The organism is Stenotrophomonas rhizophila (assembly GCF_020857975.1).
GTDB lineage: Bacteria > Pseudomonadota > Gammaproteobacteria > Xanthomonadales > Xanthomonadaceae > Stenotrophomonas > Stenotrophomonas rhizophila_C.
Genome location: NZ_JACWUO010000004.1, coordinates 64,327 through 89,302, shown reverse-complemented (window position 1 = coordinate 89,302; position 24,976 = coordinate 64,327). Strand labels below are relative to the sequence as shown.

Genomic DNA, 24,976 nt, shown 5'->3' with positions numbered 1-24,976 from the left:
TGCGATGACACGCCTTCCCCGACGATCCCACGCCCATGACCGAACTGCTGCTGCACAACCTGCAACTGGTGCTTCCCGACGAGATAGTGGATGGCCACCTGTCGATCCGCGATGGCCGCATCGCGGCGATCGGGACGGGCCGTTTACGCCAGCCGTGCGCAATCGATGTTGGCGGTGACCTGGTCCTGCCCGGCCTGGTCGAGTTGCACACCGACAATCTGGAGCGTCACCTGCAGCCGCGACCCGGGGTGCACTGGCCGGCGGCGCTGGCGCTGGCCGCGCACGACAGCGAATTGCTCGGTGCCGGCATCACCAGTGCCTGTGAGGCGCTGAGCCTGGGCTACGTCGCGCCGGGCACCGAACCGCTGCCCGCGCCGCTGCGGATCTGCCAGGCGCTGGCCCAGGCACAGGCCGCGCAGACCTTGCGGGTCTCGCATTACCTGCACCTGCGCGCCGAGCTGCCCTGTGCGGACCTGCTTGAGCAGCTGCCGCCGCTGCTGGCCCAGCCCGGGCTGCGGCTGCTGTCGCTGACCGACCACACGCCCGGCCAGCGCCAGTATCGGGACCTGGAACGCTATCGGCACCAGTGCGGAATGCAGCCCGACGCCGCGCAGGCTTGGCTGCAGCAGGCGCGCACGGCGCAGCATCAGCATCGCGCACGCAACCTGGCCGGTGCGCTGGCAATGGCGCAGGCGTCCGTACCGCAGCTGCGCCTGGCCAGTCACGACGACACCACCCTGGAAGACGTCGACGAAGCGCTGGGCTACCGCGCCGACATCTGCGAGTTTCCCACCACCCTGGCTGCGGCTCGCGCCGCGCATGCCGCCGGGCTGACGGTGGTCGCCGGCGCGCCCAATCTGCTGCGGGGGCGCTCGCATTCAGGTAACGTCGCCGCGCTGGAACTGGCCCGGGCCGGGGTACTGGATGCGATCTCCTCGGACTATGTACCGGGCAGCCTGCTGCCGGCGATCGGCGTGCTGCAGCAGCAGGCCGGGTGGAGCCTGCCGCAGGCGGTGCGTACCGCCACACTGGCGCCGGCGCGGGCGCTGGGACTGGACGACCGCGGTGCGCTGGCCATTGGCGCGCGCGCCGACCTGTTGCGGGTCCGCGCCGACGATTCGCTGCGCCTGGTCGAGGTGTGGGTCGCGGGCCGGCGCCGGCTGGGCTGAGCGGCGACCGGGCATCGCGGCGGTGAATCGCGGACAAGTCCGAGCAGAGCCTGGACAGGTGGCCGCAGCTGCGCAGTGCATGCCACCGCTGCTACACCGGCCACCAGCATCCTGTCGACACCGCCGCAGCCGTCCGCCACCGGGCCCTGCCAGGCGTCCCTTCCCTCGACAGGCGACCCCCGCGATGTCCCCCGTTCTTGTTCGACGCAAACCACTGACCCTGGGCCTGCTGGCCCTGCTGTACGCGCCGCTGCAGGCCACCGCGGCACCCTCGGCCGCTGCCGCCAACGACAGCGCCGAGCTGGGCGCCGCCCATGAGGCGGTCACCCTGGACGGCCTGAGCGTGATCGGCAGCCGCCGGACCCGCCAGCAGCAGGAAGTCAGCGCCGTGGAAATCGCCGCCAGTGCACCAGGCACCAATCCGATCAAGGTGCTTGAGAAACTGCCCGGGGTCCATTTCGTCGCCTCCGACCCCTGGGGCAGCTACGAATGGTCCAACCGCATCGCCATCCGCGGCTTCGCCCAGAACCAGCTGGGCTACACCTTGGATGGCATCCCGCTGGGCGACAACAGCTATGCCAACAGCAACGGGCTCAGCCCGAACCGTGCGGTCAGCGCCGAGAACATCGCCCTGATTGATGTCGCCCAAGGCGCGGGTGCGCTGCGCACCGCCTCCACCAGCAACCTCGGCGGCAGCCTGCTGTACACCACCCGCGATCCCGCCACCGAAGCGGAGACCCTGGTCTCGCTGGCAATCGGCAACAACGCCAGCCACCGCGTGTTCGCCCGCTACGACAGCGGCCAGATCGGCGGCTTCAGCAGCTATGTTTCGGCGATGAGCAGCGAGGCGGACAAGTGGAAAGGCGGCGGCGCGCGGCGCCAGAAACAACTCAATGCCAAGACCCTGTTCGAATGGGGCGATGGCCATCGCCTCAATGGCTGGTTCGACTACTCCAGCCGGGATGAAACCGACGATCTGGACCTGTCGCGCAACCTGATCGAGCGCTGCGGCATGGACTGGGACAACTATGCCCCGGACTGGGATACCGCGCTCGAAGCGGCGCATGGCCGTTATCAGGGCTGCGCGCAGGGCAAGGATGATGCGTACTACCTGGCACGCGGCCTGCGCGACGATTATCTGGCAGGCCTCAACGGCGTGTTCCAGTTGGGGTCCGATACCACGCTCAACGCCAGCGTCTACTACCATCGCAACGCCGGCCAAGGCCACTGGTTCACCCCGCACATCGCCTCGCCGGAGATCCCGCTGGCGCTGCGCGTCACCAGCTACGACGTCGAACGCGCCGGTACGCTGGCCGCGCTCAGCCGCCAGTTCGGCGTGCACCAGATCGAAGCCGGGTTCTGGTACGAGCGCAACGTGCACAGCGGTGGGCGCAGCTATGTGCATATCGATGGGCCGGTCAACGAGCACCACCTGATCGATGCCTCCCGGTTCGACGGCCGGCTGTTCCGCCAGCGCTGGGAAACCCGCACCCTGCAGTGGTACCTGCAGGATTCGCTGCAGCTGGCAGACGACCGGCTCGGCATCGATATCGGCTTCAAGGGCCAGCGCGTGGTGACCGATGCCGAGGTGATCGCGCCCGGTCGCGCAGGTGGCCGCCTGCAGGCACGTGATGCGTTCATGCCGCAGCTTGGGCTGCGCTGGCAGCTCAACGAGCAGGCCGACGTGTTCGCCACTTACAGCGAAAACCAGGCTGCATTCCGCCCTGGCGTCAACGGTGCCTGGTCGCTCACCCAGGAAGCATTCGACCTGAGTGCACTGACCGCCAAACCGGAATCCTCGCGCTCGCTGCAGACCGGCATCCGCTTCGGCAACGACCATGTCGAGGCCTCGGCGACGGTCTATGCCACCGCGTTCAACGACCGCCAGCTGATCATCGTGCCGTGCGCCGGAGTGGTCAGTTGCCCCAACCAGTTCGCCAACGTCGGCAGTGCCAGCACGCGCGGCGCCGAGTTGGCTGTGGTCTGGAAGCCGGTCGAGGGCATGCGCTGGCTCAACAGCGTCACCTTCAACGATTCGCGCTACAACGAGGACTACCTCAACAACAGTTATACCAACCCCGAAGACGGCAGCCACAGGGTGCCGGCCAGGGACAAGCAGATGGTGGATACGCCCCGACACATGTTCGCCACCGAACTGAGCCATCGCTTCGGCGCGTTCAATGTCCGGCTGGGCGGCAAGTACACCGGCAAGCGTTACTACACCTATTCCAACGACGCGTCGGTGCCGGGCTTCTGGCTGTGGAACGCCGGCCTCAGCTGGGAGCGCAAGGACATCGGTCGGCTACGCCAGCTCAACGTGGCGCTGGATGTGAGCAACCTCACCGACAAGCGCTACATCGCCACGTTGGGCAGCAACGGCTTCCGCGACGACGACCGCGACGGCGACTTCCAGACCCTGCTGCCCGGCGCCCCGCGCCAGGCGTTCCTGTCGGTGACGATGGGGTTCTAGGGCACGACGGGCGGGGGTAGGTCCGAGCCATGCTCGGACATCGCGGGGCCGGAACGCGAGAGCGTCCGACCGTGGGTCGGACCTACTCGGCCAGGGCCTTGCGCAGCATTTCGCGGGCCGGGACGGCCAGCTTTTCGTTTTCCAGCGCGAAGCGGATGGTGGCTTCGACCAGGCCCAGGTGGGTACCACAATCGAAACGCCGGCCCTCGAAGCGGAACGCGTCCACGCGCTCGCTGTGCAGCAGTTCGGCGATCGCATCGGTCAGCTGGATCTCACCGCCGGCACCAGTGCCGGTGGCTTCGAGCAGTTCGAAGATTTTCGGGCTCAACACGTAACGCCCCACCACCGCCAGGTCGCTCGGCGCGTCCTCCGGCTTGGGCTTCTCCACGATCGCGCTGATCCGGCCCTGGCGGCCGTCGAACGCGTCGGTGGCCACGATGCCGTAGTTGCCGGTCTTGTCGTGCGGCACGTCTTCCACCGCGATGATGCTGGCGCCGCTGGCCTGGTTGGCATCGGCCATCTGCTTGAGCGCACCGTCGCCGCGGTTCCAGATCAGATCGTCCGGCAGCAGCACCGCGAACGGTTCGTCGCCGACGATCGCCTTGGCGCACAGCACCGCGTGGCCCAGCCCCAGCGCCTCGGCCTGGGTGACGAAGATCGCGCGCACGCCATTGGGCAGCACATGCCGCACCAGCTCCAGCTGCTCCAGCTTGCCGGCGCGCTCGAGCTTCTGTTCCAGCTCGTAGGCCTTGTCGAAATAATCGGCCACCGCGTGCTTGTAGCGGTTGGTGATGAAGATCAGGGTGTCGCAGCCGGCTTCGATCGCTTCGTCAACGGCGTACTGGATCAGCGGCCGGTCGATGATCGGCAGCATTTCCTTGGGTACCGTCTTGGTCGCGGGAAGGAACCGGGTGCCCAGCCCCGCCACCGGGAAAACCGCCTTGCGGATACGCTTGTTCGTCACAGCCTGTTGGCCTCTCGTGCCGGAAAGGGAAGCACTTTAGCCGATGCGACGTGATCGTCCTGTTGCAACGGCGAAAACTCCGGCATGGTCGCGAACAGGATGCTGTTGATCGCGTCGGTGTCGTAGGTGGCGATCGCTTCGCGCAGGCGCGGCACGTTGCCCAGTACCTGCTCGCGGGCGAAGGTACGCACGCCGGCCTCGAGGATCTTGGGGTGCGCGGTCGGCCGGTAGTCCTCGTCCGAATAGAACAGGGTCTCGTGCAGCTTCTCGCCCGGGCGCAGGCCGGTGTAGATGATCGCGATGTCCTTGTACGGCTGCTTGCCGGCCAGGCGGATCATCTGCTCGGCCAGGACCCGGATCGGCACCGGCTCGCCCATGTCCAGGGTGTAGATCGCCCCGTGCGAGGCCGAGGCGGCCGCCTGCAGGATCAGCTGGCAGGCCTCGGGGATGGTCATGAAGTAACGGGTCACTTCCGGGTCGGTCACCGTGACCGGGCCGCCCTTGAGGATCTGCTCGCGGAACACCGGCACCACGCTGCCGGCCGAGGCCAGCACGTTGCCGAAGCGCACGGTCACAAAACGGGTATGGCTGGTCTTCTGGTCCAGGCTCTGGCAGATCATCTCGGCGTAGCGCTTGCTGGCGCCCAGCGCATTGACCGGGTCGACCGCCTTGTCGGTGGAGATGAACACGAAATGCTCGATCCGCGCTTCCACGCAGGCCCGGGCCACCGTTTCGGTGGACAGGATGTTGTTGCGCACCGCTTCGCGCAGCTGGCGCTCCAGCACCGGCACCTGTTTGTAGGCGGCGGCATGGAACACCGCATCGACGCTGGACAGCGCCAGTGCGTGGCGGATCACCGCCGGGTCGCCGCAGTCGCCCAGCACCGCCTGCACGTCCAGGTCCGGGAAGCTGCGGGTGAGCTCGGCCTCGATGGTCAGCAGCAGCAGTTCGCTCATTTCCAGCAGGATGATCCGGCCGGCGCCGTGGCGCGCGCACTGGCGGCACAGCTCCGAGCCGATCGAGCCGCCGGCACCGGTGACCAGCACCGTGCGCCCACCCAGCCAGCCGCGGATCAGCGACCAGTCCGGCAGGATCGGCTTGCGTCCGAGCAGGTCCTCGATCGCCACTTCCTTGAGCTCGCCGGGCAGCGAATGGCCCAGCAGCACGTCATTGAGCTTGGGCACCATGCGGAACGGCACCCCGGTGCTTTCGCAGATGGCCACCACCCGCTGCATGCCCACCGCGTCCAGCGACGGGATGGCGATCACCAGCAGCTTGGCGGCGGTCTCGCGGACCACCGCCTGGGCATCGTCCAGCGTGCCCAGGATCGGCAGGCCCTGCAGCTTGGCGCCCTGCAGGTGCGGGGCGTCGTCGAGCAGGCCGACTGGTTCGAAATCGCCCGAGCGGCGCAGGTCGCGGACCAGCGCCTCGCCGGCCTGGCCGGCGCCCAGGATCAGTACCCGCCGCGCGGTGGCGTCGGACTGCAGCGACTGGTAGTCCTTCCATGCGCGGTACAGCAGGCGCGGCGCGCCCAGCAGCGCCGACAGCGCGAACGGATAGATCACCAGCACCGACATGGGCACGCCGTTGAAGCGCTTGTAGGCCAGCACCATCACGATGGCGAGCAGGCCGATGAAGCTGGCCTTGAAGATGTTGAGCAGGTCGGCCACGCTGGCGAAACGCCACAGGCCGCGGTACAGGCCCACCCGCCAGAACACCACCGCCTGGATCACCAGCACCAGCGAGGTGTCGACGTTCCACAGCGGAAGCGAAGGGGCATCGGCCAGCATCGAATAGCGGCCGGCATGCAACAGCTGCCAGCACGCCCAGACCATGAACAGGTCGTGGGCCACAATGGCGGCACGGGGCAACATACTGGTGAAACGGTCCTGCCAAGGCGTCATAAAACTAACAATCCTTCTGGTTGCGCATTCCCTTGCGCAGGAGTAGCCAAAGACCGGTCGTCAGGGTCAACCACGACACGGCCACGGCAGCCTCCCACCTCGGCTGCAAATCGCTGCATGCATTAAACACTGTAATACTGAATAGACCAAAAACAAAATAGAGCGCGGTGACCAAAGTGTGGCCGGCGCCACGTTTGACGGCGCGCTGGTACAGATGTTGGGTGTGGGGCTCCATCCATCGTTGCCCGGACAGCATGCGCGACAGCAGTGTGAAGCCGGCGTCCACAAGAAAGGCCGACAGCGGCACCAGCAGCAGCAGCCAATGGATATCGGTAGTCACGCTGGCCAGGCACACCAGCGCGGCGATGGCATAGCCCAGCGCGCCGCTACCGACATCGCCCATGAAGATCCGCGCCCGCGGGTAGTTGAACGGCAGGAAACCCAGGCAGGCCAGGGCCAGCACGATGCCGGCCAGGGCAAACGGCGGCGGCATCACCAGCGCGAAGGCAACCCCGGCCAGGATTGCCTGGGTGGTGGCGATGCCATTGATGCCATCCATGAAGTTCCAGATGTTGATCAGCGAGGTCGTGAACAACAGCGCCAGCAGGGCCTGCCAGGGATTGCCGCTGGCCTGCCAGACCAGGCCCGCCAGCAAGGCGGCGGCCACCACGTGGACCAGCAGCCGGCGCACCGCCGGCAACGGCCGATGGTCGTCCCACCAGCCGATTCCGGCCACCAGCACCAGGCCCAGGCCGGACACCAGCAGCGCCATGCGCGCCCCCGGCCACAGCACCGCGGCAGCCAGGCCGGCCAGCAGCAGGGTCAGCACGATGGCGATGCCGCCACCGCGCGGGGTGGCCACGCCGTGGCTGCGGCGCGCGCCGGGCTGGTCGAGCAGGTTGCGGCGCAGCGCGTAGTGGCGCGCGCCCCAGGTAAGCAGCGCCGAGATCGCCAGCACCGCCAGCCATCCAGCCATCCAGGCAGCCGGCATGGCTTAGAGCACCGCGTAATTCAGCAGCGGCTTGACGGTGCCCCACTCCTTGCAGCTCGGGCATTGCCAATGATGGGTGCGCGCGCCGAACCCGCAGCGGGTGCAGCGGTAGGCCGGGTTGCGCACCAGCAACTGGTCGGTGATGTGCTTGAGATCGTGCAGGGTCGCGGTGGCATCGGCGCCCTCGGCCAGGGTCAGGTCGATCAGCGCCGACTCGCCACGTACCGACGGGCGGTCCTTGAGCTGGCGGCCCAGGTAGGCGCGCGCCGGGGCCACGCCTTCCTGCTCTTCCATCAGCTGGGTCAGCGCCAGCACCGGGGCGATGCCGCGGTAGTGTTCGGTCATCTCCGACAGGAAGGCACGCGCACCGCCGAGGTCGCCGACCTTGCGGTAGTTCTGCATCAGCGCCTGCAGTACTTCGGGCAAGTATTCGGGATCGTTGCGCGCGGCGCGCTCGAAGGCGCGCACCGCGGCCTCGGCGTTGCCGGCGTCGGCCTCCAGGCGGCCCTCGATGATGCCGGCGCGGACCGACATCGCGTCGGCCTGGTAGGCACGCGCGATCGCGGCCCTGGCCTCGTCGATCCTGCCGGCGCCGCGGTAGCGTTCGGCCAGCTCGCACTCGAACTGCCCGATCAGCTTGCCCATCGGCTCGCCGGTGACTTCCTCGTAACGGCTGGCGTTGTCGATCGCCTTTTCCCAGTCGCGTTCGGCCTGGTAGATGCCGATCAGGTGCTTGAGCGCCTGCGGGGCGCGCTGGTCGATCTGGGCCAGCTCGGTGAACACGGTTTCGGCGCGGTCCAGCAGGCCGGACTTCATATAGTCCTCACCCAGCGCCAGCAGCGCCTGCACGCGCTGGGCATCGGTGAGGTCGGCCCGGTTGACCAGGCCCTGGTGCAGGCGGATCGCACGGTCCACCTCGCCACGGCGGCGGAACAGATGGCCCAGCGCGACCTGGGTCTCGAAGGTTTCCTTGTCCAGCTCGGCGATGTGCAGGAACAGCTCGATCGCCTTGTCCGGCTGCTCGTTGAGCAGGTAGTTCAAGCCGCGGAAATAGGTGCTGGACAGGCGACTGACCTGGTTGTCGCCATGGCGTTGCCCGCCGCGGCGCCCGATCACCCAACCCGACAACGCGGCCAGGGGAAGGAACAGGAAGAACCAGAACCACTCGGAGACAAATTCCATCGGTGCTCAGCGTCCGTCGAGAGGGGAAGAAGAAGTGGAAGCCGGCGCCACGACCACGGCCGGGGTTGCCTTCTGCGCCCTGCGCAGCTTCGCGTACAACGGAATCACCAGGCTGGCCAGCACGATGCCGCCGCCGATGATGGCACCGGACAACAGCGCGACAATGATCGCCAGGCCGGTGGTAGTGGTGATTTGGGTGAAGCCCAGGCTCAGGACCATCTTGTCCGAGTTGAGCGCACCGATGATGAGCCCGGCGACCAGAACCGCCAACAGGATGAGCAGACGTACGACTTTCATGCAGCAGCTCCAGTTCCGGGAGGCTTTAAGAGTAGCGGAATAAAAGAGTAGCGGACGAATAGTCCGCTCTACCAGCATGCCCGGCGGGCACGCCATGCATCCGCCCATGCGGATGCGGAGGCTCAGGCAGGATCGCTTTCCAGCGGCACCACGGCGCTGACGCGCTCGCGCAGTTCCTTGCCCGGCTTGAAGTGCGGGACATGCTTGCCCGGCAATGCGACCGATTCCCCGGTCTTGGGGTTGCGCCCCAGCCGCGGCGGCCGGTAGTGCAACGAAAAACTGCCGAACCCGCGGATCTCGATGCGATCCCCGCCGGCCAGCGCCCCACCCATCATTTCCAGCAACGATTTCACGGCCAGATCGACATCGTCCGACTTCAAATGCGCCTGTCGGCGCGCCAGGATTTCGATCAGCTCGGATTTGGTCATTGCGGGCTCTTGGGGAGGAACTCAGACCCTGAAACGGCCCGGACTGATGTCCGGGCCGCCCAGGAAACGACTACAGCGTCAGGCCGATTACTCGGACTTGTTGCCGTTCAGCTGTGCACGCAGCAGCGCGCCGAGCTGGGTGGTGCCGCTGGACGCCGAAGAGGACTGGTATTCCTCCAGCACTTCGCGCATTTCCGCATCGTCCTTGGCCTTGATCGACAGCTGCAGGGTACGGCCCTTGCGGTCCATGCCCACGAACTTGGCTTCGACCTTGTCGCCGACCTTCAGGAACTGGGTCGCGTCGTCCACGCGCTCGTTGGCGACGTCGCGAGCAGCCACGTAGCCTTCGATGCCGTCAGCCAGTTCGATGGTTGCGCCCTTGGCGTCCACTTCCTTGACCACGCCTTCGACCTTGGAACCCTTCGGGTTGGCAGCCATGTACTGGCCGAACGGATCCTGCTCCAGCTGCTTGACGCCCAGGCTGATGCGCTCGCGCTCCGGATCGACGGCCAGGACGACGGCGTCCAGGTTGTCGCCCTTCTTGAAGTTGCGGACCACGTCTTCGCCGGTGGTGTTCCAGCTGATGTCCGACAGGTGCACCAGGCCATCGATACCGCCGTCCAGGCCGATGAAGATGCCGAAGTCGGTGATCGACTTGATCTGGCCCGACACCTTGTCGCCCTTCTTGTGGATGGCAGCGAAGGTTTCCCACGGATTGGCGGCAACCTGCTTCATGCCCAGCGAGATGCGGCGACGCTCCTCGTCCACGTCCAGGACCATGACTTCAACTTCGTCACCGACCTGCACAACCTTGGACGGGTTGACGTTCTTGTTGGTCCAATCCATTTCCGACACGTGCACCAGGCCTTCCACGCCCGGCTCGATCTCGACGAATGCGCCGTAATCGGTGACGTTGGAGACCTTGCCGAACACGCGGCTGTTGGCCGGGTAACGACGGGCGATGTTGTCCCACGGATCTTCGCCCAGCTGCTTCAGACCCAGCGAAACGCGGTTGCGCTCGCGGTCGAACTTCAGCACGCGCACGTCCAGCTCGTCGCCGACGTTCACGACTTCGGACGGATGGCGCACGCGCTTCCAGGCCATGTCGGTGATGTGCAGCAGGCCGTCGATACCGCCCAGGTCCACGAATGCGCCGTAGTCGGTCAGGTTCTTGACGACACCCTTCAGGATCGCGCCTTCCTGCAGCTTGTCCATCAGCTGCTCGCGCTCTTCCGAATGCTCGCTTTCGACGACGGCACGACGCGACACCACGACGTTGTTACGCTTGCGGTCCAGCTTGATGAGCTTGAATTCCAGCTCCTTGCCTTCCAGGTAGGCCGGGTCGCGCACCGGGCGCACATCCACCAGCGAACCGGGCAGGAACGCGCGGACATCCTTGATGTCCACGGTGAAACCACCCTTGACCTTGCCGCTGATGCGGCCGGTGATGGTTTCGTTCTTTTCCAACGCTTCTTCCAGCTCGTCCCACACCATCGCGCGCTTGGCCTTCTCGCGCGACAGGACGGTCTCACCGAAGCCGTTCTCGATCGAGTCGAGGGCAACCTTGACCTGGTCGCCCACGGCCACGTCGATTTCGCCAGCGTCGTTACGGAACTGTTCGATCGGCACGATGCCTTCGGACTTCAGGCCGGCGTTGATCACCACCACATCGCCGCGGACTTCCACGACGGTGCCGACGACGATGGAGCCCGGCTTCAGCTTGGCCAGATTGGCCTGGCTGGCTTCGAACAGTTCGGCAAATGATTCGGTCATTAGATTTACTCTGTTGGACACATGGGCAATGGCCCCCGCAGGGAACCGCTTACTGCCCGCCTGTTGGTCGACCCCGGAACGCGGGTCGTGTGTTAAGTAGGAAAACCGCCACGCATCATTGCGGGACGGAGCTGTTGTTGCCTTGCGATGGTGCGACTACCGCCACTGTATCGACGGTGCTCCTGTACAACGGATCAGGCACCCGAAACCGGGAGCAGATCCAACACGCTGGCAACGACTGCGTCGATGCCGATGCCACTGGTGTCGATGATGACGGCATCGTCTGCCGGCTTCAGGGGCGCCACTGTGCGCTGTGCATCACGGGCGTCGCGGGCCATGATCTCGCGCAGGAGGTCTTCAAAGTTAACAGAAACCCCCTTGTCTTTCAACTGCTTATGCCGGCGCTCGGCGCGCTCCTGGGCACTGGCGGTCAGGAACACCTTGAACGGGGCGTCCGGGAAGATCACCGTGCCCATGTCCCGACCGTCCGCGACCAGGCCCGGCTCCATCCTGAATGCGCGTTGGCGCTCTTTCAGCGCCGCCCGGACTTCCGGGATGGCCGCGATCGCCGAGGCCAGGGCGCCGGTGGTCTCCAGCCGCAGCTCGTCGGTGGCATCGGTCTCGTTGACCAGCACCCGCAGCCCGCCATCGGCCGATTCCACGAACCGCACGTGCGTATCGAAGGTGCAGCGGACCAGCGCCGAGGCGTCGGAGGTATCGATATCGGCCCAGCTGGCGGCCACGCCCACCGCCCGGTACAGGGCGCCCGAATCCAGGTAATGCCAGCCCAGCCGGCGTGCGACAATGCGGCTGACAGTGCCTTTGCCGGCCCCGGAAGGACCGTCGATGGTGAGCACGGATGGAAGCTGATTCATGGGTTTCCCGATAGATGTGACCGCCCATTCTAGCCCCTGCCCGGGGTGGCCTGAGACTTTTTTGGGCCAACCACTTGAAAGGATGGGAAAAAGCCCGGTAGAATGGCGGGCTTGAACGGGCGTCACCTGCCGATTGTCATCTGCATATCGCGGCCGCGCTCCAACCGAATCCAACGTTTACGCCGAGGTATGCAATGAAAGTCCTGTCTTCCCTGAAGTCGGCCAAGACCCGTCACCGCGACTGCAAGGTCGTCCGTCGCCGCGGCAAGATCTTCGTGATCTGCAAGTCGAACCCGCGTTTCAAGGCTCGCCAGCGCTGAGCCGGCTGGCCTCGCGGCCGCCACCGGTTCCTCAACGGACCGGGCGATGAACAAAAAGCCGCCTTCGGGCGGCTTTTTGCTGCCATTTTTGTTGTAATCGCATTTCTTGACCACTGGGGAGTAGATCGAGATGAAGCGTTACCTGACCACCCTGCCCGTGCTTGCCCTGCTGGCGGCATCCAGCGTCCACGCCGATACCCTGCTGATCGACCGCAGCCGGGAAAAGCCCGCCATCGCCCTGCCCGTCCGCGGCCAGAGCATGCAGCAGGTCCAGGCGCAGTACGGCGACCCGGGCGAACGCCTGGAACCGCGCGGCGGGCAGAAGCGCCAATGGCCGACCATCCACCGCTGGGTCTACCCGCAGTTCACCGTCTACTTCGAAAAGCAGAAGGTGATCGACGTGGTGGCCAACCGGGCCGACGCCAACGAAGTCGGCCCCAAGCCGCCGATCCGCTGAACTTCCACTCCGCCGGCTGCTCGGCGGGTCACCGCACCGAGACCATGAACGACACGCTCCGCTTTCCGGCCGAATGGGAAACCCAGTCCGCCATCCTGATCGCCTGGCCCAACGCCGACACCGACTGGGCCGAGCGCCTGGGCGAGGTGGAGGAAACCTACATCGCCCTGGTGGCGGCCATCACCCGCTTCCAGCCGGTGCTGATCATCGTCGCCGACGATGACCTGGAGGCCTATGCCGATGCGCGCCTGCGCTCCAACCGGATCGACACCGACCGGGTGCATTTCATCACCGCGCCCTACGACGACACCTGGCTGCGCGATTCGGGCCCGATCACGCTCAAGCGCGCCGACGGCGGCTTCCGCCTGCTCGACTTCCGCTTCACCGGCTGGGGCGGCAAGTTCGACGCCAGCCTGGATGACAAGCTGGTGAGCGTGCTGCACCAGGCCGGCGCGTTCGCCGCCAGCGCCGACGTGCAGAGCATTCCGTTCGCCCTGGAAGGCGGCGGCATCGAAACCGACGGCGCCGGCACCCTGCTGACCACCTGGCAGTGCCTGCACGAGCGCCATCCCGAGCGCGACCGTGCCTCGCTCAGCGCCGACCTGGCCAACTGGCTGGCGCAGGACCGCGTGCTGTGGCTGGACCACGGCTACCTGGAGGGCGACGACACCGACGCCCACATCGATACCCTGGCCCGCTTCGCCTCGGTGGACAGCATCGTCTACCAGGCCTGCGACGACGCTGGCGATTCGCACTACGCCGAACTGCAGGCGATGGGCAACGAGCTGGCCGCCCTGCGCACCGCCGGGGGCCAGCCGTACCGGCTGTTCCCGCTGCCGTGGGCGCAGCCGGTGATCGACCAGGGCCGCCGCCTGGCCGCGTCGTACGCGAACTACCTGATCCTCAACGGCGCGGTGCTGATGCCGGCCTATGGCGATGCCGCCGATGACGCCGCGCGCGACGTGCTGGCCCAGGCCTACCCGGGCCGCGAGATCGTCCAGGTACCGTGCCGTTCGCTGATCTGGCAGAACGGCAGCCTGCACTGCATCACCATGCAGTTGCCGGAAGGGTTGCTGGCCTGACTCGGCTTGGGCCACGACCAACGGTCGTGGCCCAAGCTCTTCATACCTTCCGCGCGGGTGGATCGGTAGTGCCGGCCGCTGGCCGGCAACCAGGCGATGCCGGCAACGTTCATGAGGCTGCCGGCCAGCGGCCGGCACTATGCCATTTACCCGGCAGCACGCCGTGCACACCCATCCGCGATAAACTGGGTTTTTCCCCCGCAGGACCGCACTCGGATGAGCCCACGCCACACCCTTTCCGTCGCCCTGATCCAGGAACGCAACCACGGCGACGCCGCGGCCAACCTGGCCGTGATCGAAACGCGCGTGGCGGAAGCGGCCGCCCAGGGTGCCAAGCTGGTCCTGCTGCAGGAACTGCACAACGGCGCGTACTTCTGCCAGCACGAATCGGTGGACGAATTCGACCTGGCCGAACCGATCCCCGGCCCCAGTACCGAACGCCTGGGCGCGCTGGCCAAAAAGCACGGCGTGGTCATCGTCGGCTCGCTGTTCGAGCGCCGCGCCGCCGGCCTGTACCACAACACCGCGGTAGTCCTTGAAAAGGACGGCACCTTGCTGGGCAAGTACCGCAAGATGCACATCCCCGACGACCCGGGCTTCTACGAGAAGTTCTACTTCACCCCCGGCGACCTGGGCTTCACCCCGATCGACACCTCGGTCGGCCGCCTCGGCGTGCTGGTCTGCTGGGACCAGTGGTACCCCGAAGCGGCGCGCCTGATGGCGCTGGCCGGCGCCGAACTGCTGCTCTACCCCACCGCGATCGGCTGGGACCCGGACGACCAGGCCGACGAACAAGGCCGCCAGCGCGATGCCTGGGTGCTCAGCCACCGCGGCCATGCCGTGGCCAACGGCGTACCGGTGCTGAGCTGCAACCGGGTCGGCCATGAAGCCTCGCCGCTGGGCGCCTCGGGCATCCAGTTCTGGGGCAACAGCCACGTACTCGGGCCGCAGGGCGAGTTCATCGCCGAAGCCGGCGCCGAACCGACCGTGCTGCTGTGCGAGGTCGACCTGCAGCGCAGCGAACACGTGCGCCGGATCTGGCCGTTCCTGCGCGACCGCCGCATCGATGCGTACGGCGACCTGCTCAAGCGCTACATCGACTGATCGCACAGGACCCCTGCCCCGTGACCGTGCTGCTGCGCGACGCCACCGATGCCGACCTCGCCGCCATCACCGCCATCTATGCGGTGGAGGTCACCGACCTGGTCAACACCTACGAGTACGACGTGCCCGACCTGGCCGAAATGCAGCGGCGCATGCACGACATCGTCGGCCGCGGTTTTCCGTACCTGGTGGCCGAGGTCGATGGCCAGGTGGCCGGGTATGCCTATGCCAACACCTACCGCGGGCGCATCGCCTACCAGTGGACGGTGGAAAACTCGGTCTACGTGGACGCGGCCTTCCAGGGCCGCGGCGTCGGCACCGCGCTGATGCAGGGCCTGATCGACGCCTGCGTGGCGCGCGGTTACCGGCAGATGGTGGCGGTGATCGGCGAACCGACCAACACCGCCTCGATCAAACTGCACGAACGCTTCGGTTTCCATACCGTCGGCGTTTTCCGCGGCCTCGGCCGCAAGCACGGCCGCTGGCTGGATACCGTCCAGATGCAGCGCGCGCTCGGCGATGGTGCCGACAGCGCCCCTTCGAATGAATGAAGCAATGACAGATACCCAGATTGAACCCGGCGACACCCTGTTCGCCGGCCAGCCGGTGCGCGTGGTCGAGCGCGATGGCGTGCGCTATACCCTGCTGGGCACCGCGCACGTCTCCCAGGCCAGCGTGGAAGCGGTGGAGCGGGCGATCGGCAGCGGGCGCTTCGACGCGGTCGCAGTCGAACTGGATCCGCAGCGGCTGCAGGCGCTGACCAACCCCGATGCGCTGGCCAAGCTCGACCTGGTCGAGGTGATCCGCAAGGGCCGCGTCGCGCTGTTCGCCGCCAACCTGGCCCTGGCCGCCTACCAGCGCCGCCTGGCCGAACAGCTCGGCATCGAGCCGGGCGCCGAGCTCAAGCGTGCGGTGACCCTGGCCAACGAACACAACCTGCCGGTCCACCTGATCGACCGCGAAGTCGGGCTGACCTTCAAGCGCGCCTCGCAGCGGCTGGGCTTCTTCGGCCGGATCAAGCTGGTGATGGGCCTGGGCGCCGGCCTGTTCGCCTCCGAGGACGTGGGCGAAGACGAGATCGAGAAGCTCAAGCAGGGCGACATGCTCGAAGCCAGCTTCGGCGAGTTCGCCAGCGAGAGCCCGGCGCTGTACGAAACCATCATCGGCGAGCGCGACCGCTACATGGCCACCCGCCTGCGCGAGGTACACGACCCGGCCCAGCGCGAGGTGCTGGCGGTGGTCGGCGCCGGCCATCTGGCCGGGCTGGCAAAGTACCTGGAAACCGATACCGAGGCGCCCGGCCCGCTGCGCCAGTCGCTGGAAGACGTGCCGAAGAAGCGCAATATTCCGTGGATCACCCTGACCATCCTGGCGGTGGTGCTGGCCGGGATCGCGGTGGGTTTCTACCGTGGCGGGCTGGGCGTGGGCGGCGAGCTGCTGCTGACCTGGGCGATGTATACCGGCGGCCTGGCCGGCCTGGGCTGCCTGCTGGCCGGCAGCCACCCGCTGAGCATCCTGACGGCGATCGTGGTGGCCCCGTTCAAGCCGTTCCGCCTGAGCATCCCGACCGGCGCCTTCGCCGCCCTGGTCGAGACGCGCCTGCGCAAGCCGGCCTACGAGGATTTCCTCAAGCTGCGCGACGATGCGCAGAGCGTCAAGGGCTGGTACCGCAACCGCGTCACCCGGGTGGTGCTGACCTTCATGCTGACCAACCTGGGCAGCATGCTGGGCCTGTGGCTGACCGGGTTCCAGGTATGGGGCAAGGTGGCGGGGTAAACCCGGGCCGGTACCGGCCCACCGCCGCAAAAGACAAAGCCGACCCTGGGTCGGCTTTTCTTTTGGGTAGTGCCGGCCGCTGGCCGGCTCGCGGGGTGTCCACAACATGCGCCGCCTGGGAATAGGAGCAAAGCCGGCCAGCGGCCGGCACTACCGTCCCACGTGTGCACGCGTGGATGTCGACCGTTTCCACACGCGTAGATCCACGCCATGCGTGGATGCGGCTGGTGAAGGAGGCCCACCAGCGGCCCCCCGTCCACCCTCAAACCGACTCTGCGCCGGGCTCGACGACCGGAGCGTCCACACCGCGGCCACGCGCGCGGCGGATGATCCGCGACACCGCCGTGCTCATGTCGTCGAGCATCGCGTAGATGGTCGGCAGGAACAGCAGGCTGACCACGGTGGAGAACGCCAGCCCGCCGGCGATCGCGCGCGCCATCGGATAGTAGGGCGGGCCGTCGCCCAGCAGCTGGGTGTCGGTCAGCGAGATCGGCACCATCGCCAGGATCGCCGTGCCCATGGTCATCATGATCGGGCGCAGGCGCTCGCGCGAGCCTTCCACCAGCGCCCGGGTCCGCCCCACCCCGTGCCGGCGCAGGTTGTTGATGTGTTCGATCATCACGATGCCGTTGTTCACCACCACCCCCATCAACACCAGGATGCCGATGAAGGACATGATTCCGAACGAGGTGCCGGTGATCCAGAACAGCCAGAACACCCCGAAGATCGAGAACACCACCCCGCTCATGATCGCGGCCGGGAACAGCAGCGACTCGAACACCGCAGCCATCACCACGTAGATCATCACCAGCGCGATCACCAGGTTGAACAGCATCTGCTGCATTGCCTTGTCGTCATCGCCGTAGTCGCCGCCGTCGAAGGTGAAGGTGTAGCCGGCCGGGAAGTTCATCGGCTTGAGCGTTTCCTCCATCGCCTTGCGTGCCTCGGGCGTGGTGACCTTCTCGGCCAGGTTGGCCTTGATGGTCAGCGTGGTCTGCCGGTTGGTGCGGCCGATCTGGGTCGCCGACGGCTTGATCGATACCTCCACCAGGCTCAGCAGCGGCACCGAGCGGCCATCGCCGGTGCGCACGGTGAAGCTGGCCAGGTCTTCCGGGCTGCTCTGCTCGGCCCCGGCAAAACGCACCCATACCGGCACCTCGCTGTCGCCGCGACGGAACTCGCGCAGCGGCGCGCCGCGCAGGGCCAGGCCGACGAAGCTGGCCACCTGTTCGGCATTGAAGCCGAACGCGGCCGCGCGCTCGCGGTCGACGTGGATGGCCAGCTCGCTGCCCTTCTCGCCGTTGTCGATGCGCACATCGCGCAGCTCCTTGCGCCGGGCCAGCAGCGGCACCACTTCCTCGCCGATCTCCTGCAGCATCTTGGTCGAGTCGCCGACCAGCTGCACCTGCACCGACTGGCCGCCACCACCGCCACCACCACCATCGCCGCCCTGGTTGCCGACGATATAATCGGCGCGCGCCGAACGCGGCAAGCCCTTGCGCAGGGCTTCCTGCACCGCCGGCATGTTGTCGGCGTGCTTCTCGTCGAAGGTGACGATGGTGCTGCTGCCTTCCTGCTCGCTGTACCAGGAATACACCTGGGTGATGTGCAGCTTCTCGCGGTTGGCATCCAAGTAGCGCTCCACCCGCGCCACTTCATCGGACATCTGCCCGTAGGTGAAGGCGCCCTTCCAGTTGTAGCCGATGAACACTTCGTGGCCGCCTTCGCCACCGAACATGTCGATCTTGGTCAGTTTCATCGGCACCAGGCTGACCAGCACCACCAGCACGATGCCGAACACACTCCAGCCGCGGTGCTCCAGCGACCACTGCAGCAGCCCGGCATAGCGCCGCTGCAGCCGTGCGATCACCCCGGTCTGCGAATGCACCAGCTTGGGCGTGGCCATGCGCGCGGACAGCATCGGGATCAGGCTGACCGCGACCAGCCAGGAGGCCAGCAGCGAGACCGAGATGGTGATCGCGATCTGCGCCATGAAGATGCTGATGTTGTTGGTTTCGCCGAACAGGTTGGGCACGAACACGATGCAATGGCACAAGGTGCCGGCGCTGAGCGCGATGGCCACGTTGCGGGTACCGATGATCGAGGCCAGCCGCGGCTGGTCGGGCATGCGCTCGCGTTCCTGGTAGATGCTCTCCACTACCACCACCGCGTTGTCCACCAGCATGCCCACCGCCAGCAGCAGGCCCATCATGGTCAGGATGTTGAGGGTGACCCCGGCGAAGTACATGAAGCCCAGGGTGATCACGAAACAGATCGGGATCGCCAGGGTGACCATCAGCGTGGACGGCCAGTGGCGCAGGAAGAAGAACAGTACCGTGACCGACAGCAGCAGGCCGACCGCACCGGCTTCGGCCAGTTCCAGCAGCGAGGAGGTGACGGTCTTGCCCTGGTTGTTGATCACCTTGATCTGCACATCGCGCATCGACGGCTGCTTGCGGATCGCCTCGACCTCGGCCAGCGCCGCGCGCGAGACTTCCACCAGGTTGGCGCTGCGTTCCTTGTAGATGTCCAGGCCCACCGCCGGATTGCCGTCCAGGCGCCGGCCGTAGTTCATCCGGGTCGGCTTGAGCCGGATATCGGCGATGTCGCCCAGGCGCAGGCCCTTGGTGTCGATCACCAGGTCGCGCAGTTCCTGCAGGTCGGTGATCTCGCCGACCGGCTGGATGCGCACGCGCTGGCCGTTGTCGTCGATCTGCCCGGCCGAGATCGAGAAGTTCAGCGTGCGCAGGCGGTCGCTGAGTTCGTTGATGCTCAGGTTGTGCGCGGTCAGGCGATCGGGCCTGATCGCGATCTCAACTTCATTGGGCGGCGCGCCGGAGATGTTGACCCGGGCCACGCCGGGAATGCGCTCGATGCGCCGCTTGAACTCGCGGTCGAGCATGTCGTAGGCGCCGGTCAGGTCGGCACTGCTGGCCAGGCGCACCTTCAGCACCGGCTCGTCGCTGCTGGACCACTTGAACACGTTGTAGCGCTGCAGGTCGTCGGGCAGGTCGCTGCGGATCGCATCGATGCGCTCGCGCGCATCGGAGGCGGCGATGGCGATGTCGCGGTCCCAGTCGGTGAACTCGATGAAGATGCTGGCACCTTCGGAGGTGGCCGAGGAGCGCATGCGCTTGATCCCGGTCATGGTCGCCAGGGCTTCCTCGGTCGGGCGGATGATGTTGCGCTCCACTTCCTCCGGGGTGGAGCCGGTATAGGGCACCTGCACGAACAGGAACGGCGCGGAGATGTCCGGCAGCGCCTCCAGCGGCAGCCGGAACGAGGCGATCAGGCCCACCACCACCAGCGACACGAAACACATGATGGTGGTGATGGGGCGGCGGATCGAGAACTCGGCAATGCTCATGCCGGCTCCTGTGCGCTGCCGTCGGTGGTGCCGCCGGGCTGCGCCGCACCGGCGTGCTGGCGGCCACGCGCACGGTAATAGGCATCCCCGCGGCGGTCGAGCAGGTCATACACCACCGGGATCACCAGCAGGGTCAACAGGGTGGATACCAGCAGGCCGCCGATCACGGTGATCGCCATCGGCGCGCGTACTTCGGCACCCTCGCCCATCGCCACCGCCAGCGGCAGGAAGCCGAACAGGGTGCACAGCGTGGTCATGATGATCGGGCGCAGGCGCGAGCGCGCGCCCTCCACCAGCGCCTCGCGCTTGGCCACGCCGGCCTCGCGCAGCTGGTTGACCTTGTCGATCAGGATGATCGCGTTCTTGGTCACCAGCCCCACCAGCAGGATCAGGCCGATGAACACCACCACCGAAATCGGCTTGCCGGTCAACGTCAGCGCCAGGATCGCGCCGACCAGTGCCAACGGGATGGTGAACAGGATCACGAACGGATGCAGCAGCGATTCGAACTGCGAGGCCATCACCAGGTAGACCAGGAAGATCGCCAGGCCGAACGCGAAGATCAGCGAACGCGCCGACTCGGCCAGCTCCTCGCCCTGCCCGCCGATATGCATGCCCACCCCGGCGCCCAACGGATCCTTGGCCACCATGTCCCGCACTTCGCGCACCGCGCCGCCCAGGTCGATGTCGCGCAGGTTGGCCGATACCACCGCCACCCGCGTCTGGTCGGCCCGGTGGATCTCGCTGGGGCCGTTGGTGGCAACCACTTCGGCCACCGCGTCCAGGGTCACCGGGCGGGTGCTGCCCGGATTGACGATCAGCCGGCGGATGCTGTCCACGCTGGCGCGGTCGCCTTCCTGCGCCCGCACCAGCACGTCGATCTTGCGGTCGCGGAAGCTGTAGCGGGTGGCCACGTCGCCGCGCACCTTCTTGACCACCACGTCGGCGATCTGTCGCGTGGTCAGGCCCAACGCGCCGGCGCGCTCCTGGTCGAAGCGGATCTGGATCTCCGGGAAGCCTTCTTCCACCGTGGATTTGACGTCGGCGTAGTGCGGGTTGTTGCGCAGCATCGCCGCCAGGGACTGGCCGGCGCGTTCCAGCGTGGCCATGTCCTGGCCGCGCAGTTCCACTTCCAGCGGGGTGGAGAAGCTGAACAATGCCGGCCGCGCGAAGTCGACCTGCACGCCCGGATGCTGCTGCATCGACGCGCGCAGGCGTTCGGTGATCGCCGCCTCGGTGCGCGCATCGCCGCCACCGGCCATCACCACGGTCAGCTTGCCGATGTTCTCACCGCTCTCGGTCGGGCTGGCATCCAGCCGCGTGCCGCTGCCGCTGACGCCGTACAGCGAGGCGATGCTGTCGTCCTTGGCATGGCCCAGCTGCAGCTCGCGCACCAAGGCATCGGTCTGCTTCAACGGCGTGCCGGCCGGCAGCTTGGCGGTCATTTCGAAGCGGTCCTGGGCCAGCTGCGGGATCAGGTCGGCGCCCAGCATCGGTAGCAGCGCCATGCTGGCCACGAATGCCAGCGCGGCCAGGCCCAGCACCTTGCCGGGGTGGTGCAGCGCGCCCGGCAGCAGTTTGAGGTAACCACGTTCGGCGCCGGCATAGGGCTTCATCGCGATGTCGCTGGCCTTGCGCATCACCGGGCCGACCACGGCCACCAGGCCGCGCCAGACGCGGATCACCGACCAGGCGATGCCGAAGCAGATCCAGCGTACCAGGGTGCCCACGCCGCGGCGGCTGCCGGCGACCGGCTTCAGCCAGCGGTTGTCCGGCTGCCACGGCTGATGCGCCGGCTCTTGCGGGAAGGCCAGCGGCGGTTGGCCCTTGAGCGAGCTGAGCATCGGGATCAGGGTCATCGACACCAGCAGCGAGATCGCGATGGCGATCGCCACGGTCAGCGCCTGGTCGCGGAACAGCTGCCCGGCGATGCCGTCGACGAATACCAGCGGCAGGAACACCGCGATGGTGGTCAGGGTCGAGGCGACCACCGCCATGCTCACTTCGCGGGTGCCGGCAATGGCCGCCTGCAGGATGCCCAGGCCGCGCTCGCGCGCCTTGGCGATGCTTTCCAGCACCACGATCGAGTCGTCCACCACCAGCCCGGTGGCCAGTGCCAGCCCGCCCAGCGACATCACATTCAGGCTCAGGCCCATCTGGCCCATGAAGAAGAAGGTGGTGATGATCGACACCGGCAGCGACAGGCTGATCACGAACGTGCTCCAGCCATCGCGCAGGAACAGGAAGATGATCAGGATCGCCAGCAGGCCGCCGATCACCGCGTCCTTCTTGACGTCGCTGATGGCGTGTTCGATGAAGCGCGACTGGTCTTCGATGGTGGTCAGCTCGGCATCGCCGGGAATCTGCGCCTTGATCTGTTCCAGGCGCGCGCGCAGGGCCTCGGCGGTGGCCACGGTATTGGCGTCGCCTTCCTTGTAGATGGCAAGCTCCACCGCTTCCCTGCCGCCCAGGCGGATGATCGCCTCGCGCTCCTTGTAGCCCTGGCGCACGCTGGCCACGTCCTTCAGGCGTACCGGCATGCCGTTGGCGATGGTCGCCGAGCTGCTGCTGGACGCGCTCTGCGCAGCCGAGGCGGCGGCCACCGCCGCATCGGACCCGGTCGAGGCGGCGATGGCGAACATCTGCTGCATGGCCGCGTCGGCGGCACTGCCGTTGCTGCCCTGGGTGGTCACCAGCAGGTTGCGGATGTCGTCCAGGTCGGCGAACTGGTTGACGGTGCGCACCAGGAACCGCTGCGAACCCTCTTCCAGGCGGCCGCCGGAAATATTGATGTTCTCTTCCTTGAGCCGCTTGATCACGGTGTCGATCGGCAGGTTGAGCTGGGCCAGCTTCTGCTGGTCGATATCGACCTGGATCTCGTCCTCCAGGCCGCCGCCGACCTTGACCGCGGCCACGCCGAGCACCGGCTCCAGCTTCTTCTTCAGGTCTTCATCGGCATAGCGGCGCAGCTGCGTGAGCTGGCGTACCGCGTCGGCATCGCTGCTGGCGTCGGCCTTGGCCGAGATCACCAGGCGCATGATCGGCGCGGTGGACGGATTGAAGCGCAGCAGCACCGGGGCCTTGGCCTCCAGCGGCAGGTTCAGCGCTTCCATCTTGTCGCGCACCTCCAGGCTGGCCTGGTCCATGTTGGTGCCCCAGGCGAACTCCAGCACCACATCGCTCTGCCCGGTGCGCGAGACCGACTTGAGCTTGCGCAGGTTCTTGACCACGCCCACGGCCTCTTCGACCGGTTCGCTGATCAGGGTTTCGATTTCCGTTGGTGCCGCGCCGGTGTACTCGGTACGCACGGTCAGGGTCGGATAGCTCAGGTCCGGCAGCAGGTTGACCTTGAGGTTGCCCAGCGCGATGACGCCGAACAGCATCAGCGTCACCGTGCACATGGCGATGGTGACGCGGCGGCGGGTGGCGAACTCCACCAGGCCGCCGCCCTGTGCACCGGGGCGATCGCCGTGGTGCGGATCGTTGCCGTGGTCATTGCCGGCCGAGGTCATTGACGGCTCTCCGCCTTCTTCGCGGCGGGCGCGGCGGCGGCAACGGCCGGCTTGGCGCCGATCACCTGCACCACGGTGCCATCACGCAGCGCCACCTTGCCGGCGGTGACCACCAGGTCGCCAGCGGCCAGGCCGTCGCGGATTTCCACCCACGGCCCTTCGGCATAGCCCAGTTTGACCGGCACCCGCGCCACCTTGCCGGCACGCACGCGGAACACCGCCGGCTCGCCATCGTCGAGCAGCGCCAGGCGCGGGACCACCAGTGCGTCGGCGCGCTGGTCGTAGTCGATGCGGATGCGGCCGAACATGCCCGGCTGCAGGCCCTGGGCGTCTTCGCCGAAACCGCTGACCACGCGGAAGGTGCCGCTGCCGGCATCGACCACCGGCGAGATGCGGTCGACCACGCCGGGGAAGGACTTGCCCGGCAGCGCGTCGGCCAGCAGGGTCACCGGCTGGCCGGCGCGCAGCGTGGCCAGTTCGCGCTCGGGCACGTTGAGGGTGGCTTCCAGCCGCGAGTTGTCGACGATGCGGAAGATCGGCGTGTTGATCTGCACGAAGTTGCCGGTCTTGATCGAGCGCGAGGCGATCACCCCGGAGATCGGCGCGGTCACCGTGGTGTAGGACAGTTCCAGCGTGGCCAGGCGGTACTGCGCGCGCGCGTTTTCCAGGTCGTAGCGGATCTGGTCGACGTCGGCGGCACTGACCATCTGCTGGCCGATCAGCTTCTGCGCACGCTGGAAGTTGTTTTCCAGCTTGCGCATCTGCGCTTCGCTCTGCGCCACCGCCAGCCGCGCCCGGTCCGGGTCCAGCCGCACCAGCGGCTGCCCGGCACGCACGGTCTGGCCTTCTTCGACCAGTACCGCCAGCGCCACGCCGGAGGTCTTGGCCACCACCTGCGATTCGGCGCGGGCTTCCAGGGCGGCGGTGCCGGTGTAGCTGGCGGCCACCGCACGGCGGCTGGCAGCCACCGCTTCGACCGGTACGGCCTCGGCGGCCTTTTCGGCCTTGGCGTCCTTTTCGGCGGCCTGCGCATCGGCGGTGCCGCTGCCGCAGCCGGCGGTGAGCAACAGGCAGGTGGTGATCAGCAAGGCGGCAGCACAGGTTCCGGTGCGGCCGTGCAGGAAGGAAATTCGCAACATCGTCGTGTCCCTGAGGGATGCGGTGGCAGGTGTGGTAGCAAAGTAATGCACCACGTCACAATCACACCATATCCCATAGGTCATGGTGACCTGCGGCGACCGCCGCCGGCCCCTGGTTTCAGCTAGATGAAAACGCAGGCTATACTCGGGCCAGTTCCGTACCCCA

The 24,976-nt window shown here is 67.0% G+C and carries 19 protein-coding genes; 8 read left to right on the top strand and 11 right to left on the bottom strand.

The window, feature by feature from the left end:
- Positions 1–35: 35 nt before the first annotated feature.
- On the top strand, positions 36–1,169 hold the full coding sequence (locus IC535_RS05500; RefSeq protein WP_228885164.1) for an alpha-D-ribose 1-methylphosphonate 5-triphosphate diphosphatase: 1,134 nt from the start codon (positions 36–38) through the stop codon (positions 1,167–1,169).
- 184 nt (positions 1,170–1,353) lie between these two features.
- Complete coding sequence (locus IC535_RS05495; RefSeq protein ID WP_228885165.1) at positions 1,354–3,639, top strand: TonB-dependent receptor; 2,286 nt, start codon at positions 1,354–1,356, stop codon at positions 3,637–3,639.
- An 82-nt stretch (positions 3,640–3,721) separates the two neighbouring features.
- On the opposite strand, the gene galU is transcribed toward IC535_RS05495, so the two are convergent.
- The 8 genes from galU to cmk form a co-directional block, all read right to left on the bottom strand.
- A complete protein-coding gene (galU, locus tag IC535_RS05490) occupies positions 3,722–4,603 on the bottom strand; it encodes a UTP--glucose-1-phosphate uridylyltransferase GalU (protein ID WP_228885166.1) in 882 nt (293 codons plus the stop codon).
- Positions 4,600–6,507 carry a polysaccharide biosynthesis protein gene (locus IC535_RS05485; RefSeq protein ID WP_228885167.1) on the bottom strand — a complete coding sequence of 636 codons (1,908 nt, stop codon included), beginning with the start codon at positions 6,505–6,507 and terminating at the stop codon, positions 4,600–4,602. The genes galU and IC535_RS05485 overlap by 4 nt, the downstream gene beginning before the upstream one ends.
- A gap of 4 nt (positions 6,508–6,511) precedes the next feature.
- The gene (locus IC535_RS05480; protein WP_228885168.1) at positions 6,512–7,498 is read right to left on the bottom strand and encodes an MraY family glycosyltransferase; all 987 of its coding nucleotides are present in this window, start codon (positions 7,496–7,498) and stop codon (positions 6,512–6,514) included.
- Between the two features lie 3 nt (positions 7,499–7,501).
- Complete coding sequence (lapB, locus tag IC535_RS05475) at positions 7,502–8,680, bottom strand: lipopolysaccharide assembly protein LapB (protein WP_228885169.1); 1,179 nt, start codon at positions 8,678–8,680, stop codon at positions 7,502–7,504.
- A gap of 6 nt (positions 8,681–8,686) precedes the next feature.
- On the bottom strand, positions 8,687–8,977 hold the full coding sequence (locus tag IC535_RS05470; RefSeq protein WP_228885170.1) for a hypothetical protein: 291 nt from the start codon (positions 8,975–8,977) through the stop codon (positions 8,687–8,689).
- Between the two features lie 122 nt (positions 8,978–9,099).
- Positions 9,100–9,405, bottom strand: a complete 306-nt coding sequence (locus IC535_RS05465; RefSeq protein ID WP_017355596.1) for an integration host factor subunit beta — start codon at positions 9,403–9,405, stop codon at positions 9,100–9,102.
- A gap of 87 nt (positions 9,406–9,492) precedes the next feature.
- Positions 9,493–11,199 (bottom strand): 30S ribosomal protein S1, encoded by a 1,707-nt coding sequence (gene rpsA, locus IC535_RS05460; RefSeq protein ID WP_324250471.1) that lies wholly within the window; start codon positions 11,197–11,199, stop codon positions 9,493–9,495.
- 173 nt (positions 11,200–11,372) lie between these two features.
- Positions 11,373–12,053 (bottom strand): (d)CMP kinase, encoded by a 681-nt coding sequence (gene cmk / locus IC535_RS05455; RefSeq protein ID WP_228885172.1) that lies wholly within the window; start codon positions 12,051–12,053, stop codon positions 11,373–11,375.
- Positions 12,054–12,247: 194 nt separating this feature from the next.
- Here cmk and ykgO point away from each other — a divergent pair, with 194 nt between their 5' ends.
- The 6 genes from ykgO (at position 12,248) to IC535_RS05425 (ending at position 16,792) form a co-directional block, all read left to right on the top strand.
- Positions 12,248–12,373, top strand: a complete 126-nt coding sequence (gene ykgO / locus IC535_RS05450; RefSeq protein WP_057628212.1) for a type B 50S ribosomal protein L36 — start codon at positions 12,248–12,250, stop codon at positions 12,371–12,373.
- Positions 12,374–12,503: 130 nt separating this feature from the next.
- The gene (locus IC535_RS05445) at positions 12,504–12,830 is read left to right on the top strand and encodes a hypothetical protein (protein WP_228885174.1); all 327 of its coding nucleotides are present in this window, start codon (positions 12,504–12,506) and stop codon (positions 12,828–12,830) included.
- Positions 12,831–12,874: 44 nt separating this feature from the next.
- Positions 12,875–13,912, top strand: coding sequence for an agmatine deiminase family protein (locus IC535_RS05440; RefSeq protein ID WP_228885175.1), 1,038 nt, complete (start codon positions 12,875–12,877; stop codon positions 13,910–13,912).
- Positions 13,913–14,128: 216 nt separating this feature from the next.
- Positions 14,129–15,016: a carbon-nitrogen hydrolase gene (locus tag IC535_RS05435; RefSeq protein WP_228885177.1), complete on the top strand. Its 888-nt coding sequence runs from the start codon at positions 14,129–14,131 to the stop codon at positions 15,014–15,016.
- A 20-nt stretch (positions 15,017–15,036) separates the two neighbouring features.
- The gene (locus IC535_RS05430; protein WP_228885178.1) at positions 15,037–15,567 is read left to right on the top strand and encodes a GNAT family N-acetyltransferase; all 531 of its coding nucleotides are present in this window, start codon (positions 15,037–15,039) and stop codon (positions 15,565–15,567) included.
- A complete protein-coding gene (locus IC535_RS05425) occupies positions 15,560–16,792 on the top strand; it encodes a TraB/GumN family protein (RefSeq protein ID WP_429000328.1) in 1,233 nt (410 codons plus the stop codon). Before IC535_RS05430 ends, IC535_RS05425 begins: the two co-directional genes overlap by 8 nt.
- 262 nt (positions 16,793–17,054) lie before the next feature.
- On the opposite strand, the gene IC535_RS05420 is transcribed toward IC535_RS05425, so the two are convergent.
- The 3 genes from IC535_RS05420 to IC535_RS05410 are packed head-to-tail and all read right to left on the bottom strand — an operon-like array spanning position 17,055 to position 24,810.
- Complete coding sequence (locus IC535_RS05420; RefSeq protein WP_228885180.1) at positions 17,055–20,159, bottom strand: efflux RND transporter permease subunit; 3,105 nt, start codon at positions 20,157–20,159, stop codon at positions 17,055–17,057.
- The gene (locus IC535_RS05415; RefSeq protein ID WP_228885181.1) at positions 20,156–23,671 is read right to left on the bottom strand and encodes an efflux RND transporter permease subunit; all 3,516 of its coding nucleotides are present in this window, start codon (positions 23,669–23,671) and stop codon (positions 20,156–20,158) included. Before IC535_RS05415 ends, IC535_RS05420 begins: the two co-directional genes overlap by 4 nt.
- On the bottom strand, positions 23,668–24,810 hold the full coding sequence (locus IC535_RS05410) for an efflux RND transporter periplasmic adaptor subunit (protein WP_228885182.1): 1,143 nt from the start codon (positions 24,808–24,810) through the stop codon (positions 23,668–23,670). The genes IC535_RS05415 and IC535_RS05410 overlap by 4 nt, the downstream gene beginning before the upstream one ends.
- Positions 24,811–24,976 lie beyond the last annotated feature (166 nt).

Coding starts and splice junctions, on each gene's coding strand:
- IC535_RS05500 (WP_228885164.1), top strand. CDS start 36: ATGACCGAACTGCTGCTGCACAACCTGCAACTGGTGCTTCCCGACGAG.
- IC535_RS05495 (WP_228885165.1), top strand. CDS start 1,354: ATGTCCCCCGTTCTTGTTCGACGCAAACCACTGACCCTGGGCCTGCTG.
- IC535_RS05485 (WP_228885167.1), bottom strand. CDS start 6,507: ATGACGCCTTGGCAGGACCGTTTCACCAGTATGTTGCCCCGTGCCGCC.
- IC535_RS05480 (WP_228885168.1), bottom strand. CDS start 7,498: ATGCCGGCTGCCTGGATGGCTGGATGGCTGGCGGTGCTGGCGATCTCG.
- lapB (WP_228885169.1), bottom strand. CDS start 8,680: ATGGAATTTGTCTCCGAGTGGTTCTGGTTCTTCCTGTTCCTTCCCCTG.
- IC535_RS05470 (WP_228885170.1), bottom strand. CDS start 8,977: ATGAAAGTCGTACGTCTGCTCATCCTGTTGGCGGTTCTGGTCGCCGGG.
- IC535_RS05465 (WP_017355596.1), bottom strand. CDS start 9,405: ATGACCAAATCCGAGCTGATCGAAATCCTGGCGCGCCGACAGGCGCAT.
- cmk (WP_228885172.1), bottom strand. CDS start 12,053: ATGAATCAGCTTCCATCCGTGCTCACCATCGACGGTCCTTCCGGGGCC.
- ykgO (WP_057628212.1), top strand. CDS start 12,248: ATGAAAGTCCTGTCTTCCCTGAAGTCGGCCAAGACCCGTCACCGCGAC.
- IC535_RS05445 (WP_228885174.1), top strand. CDS start 12,504: ATGAAGCGTTACCTGACCACCCTGCCCGTGCTTGCCCTGCTGGCGGCA.
- IC535_RS05440 (WP_228885175.1), top strand. CDS start 12,875: ATGAACGACACGCTCCGCTTTCCGGCCGAATGGGAAACCCAGTCCGCC.
- IC535_RS05435 (WP_228885177.1), top strand. CDS start 14,129: ATGAGCCCACGCCACACCCTTTCCGTCGCCCTGATCCAGGAACGCAAC.
- IC535_RS05425 (WP_429000328.1), top strand. CDS start 15,560: ATGAATGAAGCAATGACAGATACCCAGATTGAACCCGGCGACACCCTG.
- IC535_RS05420 (WP_228885180.1), bottom strand. CDS start 20,159: ATGAGCATTGCCGAGTTCTCGATCCGCCGCCCCATCACCACCATCATG.
- IC535_RS05415 (WP_228885181.1), bottom strand. CDS start 23,671: ATGACCTCGGCCGGCAATGACCACGGCAACGATCCGCACCACGGCGAT.
- IC535_RS05410 (WP_228885182.1), bottom strand. CDS start 24,810: ATGTTGCGAATTTCCTTCCTGCACGGCCGCACCGGAACCTGTGCTGCC.